The following is a 1,455-nucleotide window of genomic DNA, read 5'->3' as shown; positions in this document are numbered from 1 at the left end:
CTAGTACGGCAGCCGCCGTTTGAGATGTTGCTGGTGGGGCCGGGTGGACGAGGTGCGGCCACCGCGTGATCGTCTGTCTGTTGTGGACAAACTTTCGGATCTGGCGGTGGCCGCGTGCCCCAGCGTAAACCCTGCCCAATGGCGGCAGGTCCTGACCGGGGTATGCGGCGCGTTCGCGGGACGGTTCGGGCGGGTCGAGCCGCGTCGGACGGCGGTGGCGTTCGTGGCCGGTCTGCTCTCAGACGTCGAGGTCAAGACGTGTTGGCAGTTGGCGGAGCAGGCCGGGCATGCTCGCCCGGATGCGATGCAGAGGTTGTTGTATCGGGCGGTGTGGGACGCCGATGCCGTCCGCGACGACCTGCGAAGGGTGATTGTCGAGCGGTTCGGTGACCCGGACGCGGTCCTGGTCGTCGACGAGACCGGGGACCTGAAGAAGGGCGTGCATTCGGTCGGGGTGCAACGCCAGTACACCGGCACCGCCGGCAGGATCGAGAACGCGCAGGTCGGGGTGTTCTGCGGATACGCCAGCCGGCACGGGCACACGCTGATCGACCGCAGGGTCTACCTACCGGTGTCCTGGACCGATGACCAGGCCCGTTGCCAGGCCGCCGGGGTCCCCGAAACGGTCGTCTTTGCTACCAAGCCCGACTTGGCCGCCGACATGATCACCGCAGCTCTCGACGCCGGTGTCCCGGCCAGGTGGGCGGCCGCGGACGAGGCCTACGGCAACAGCAGCGTCTTCCGCGCCCACCTGCGCCACCACCGCCTGGGTTATGTCCTGGCCGTGTCCCGCAGCCACCTGGTCCCACTCGACGGCGGCAAAACCCGGGTTCGGGCTGACCGGGTCGCCGCCGAGCTACCGGCCTCGGCGTGGCAGCGCCGCAGCGCCGGAGCTGGGTCGAAAGGGCCACGTTTCTACGACTGGGCCTGGCTCGATCAGGTCACCACCGACGCCGACCCCGACGACGGCGGCCACCACAGCCTCCTGATCCGCCGCAACAACACCACCGGTGAGCTGGCCTTCTACCGTTGCTGGACCCCACGCCCGGGCACCCTGGCCCAACTCGTGCGGGTCGCGGGCATCCGTTGGACGGTCGAGGAGAGCTTCCAGGCCGCCAAGGGCCAGGTCGGCCTCGACCAACACCAGGTCCGCCGCTGGGAATCCTGGCACCGCTTCACCACCCTCGCCCTGGCAGCCCTCGCCGTCCTGGCGATCTGCGTCGCCAATGCCGCCGAGGACAACCCGGCCGACACCACACTGATCAACCTGACCATCAACGAGGTCCGCCGGCTGATCAACAGCCTCGTCCTCACACCGATCCGCGATCTCGCCCACCATCTGCGCTGGTCAGAGTGGCGACGGCGCCATCAAGCCCGCGCCCGACGATCCCACTACACCCGACGCCTCAACCTCGAACTCCAACCATGATCACGAACGGCGGCTGCCGTACTAGG

General features: G+C 68.7%; 1 protein-coding gene. It reads left to right on the top strand.

Annotated elements, in window-relative coordinates; all coding sequences use genetic code 11:
• Positions 1-151: 151 nt before the first annotated feature.
• Positions 152-1,429 (top strand): IS701 family transposase, encoded by a 1,278-nt coding sequence (locus KBX71_RS33390; protein ID WP_210821668.1) that lies wholly within the window; start codon positions 152-154, stop codon positions 1,427-1,429.
• The last annotated feature ends 26 nt before the right edge of the window (positions 1,430-1,455 follow it).

The organism is Micromonospora sp. D93, from assembly GCF_018070365.1.
GTDB classification, from domain to species: domain Bacteria; phylum Actinomycetota; class Actinomycetes; order Mycobacteriales; family Micromonosporaceae; genus Micromonospora; species Micromonospora ureilytica.
This window is presented reverse-complemented; position numbering and strand designations above follow the sequence as displayed.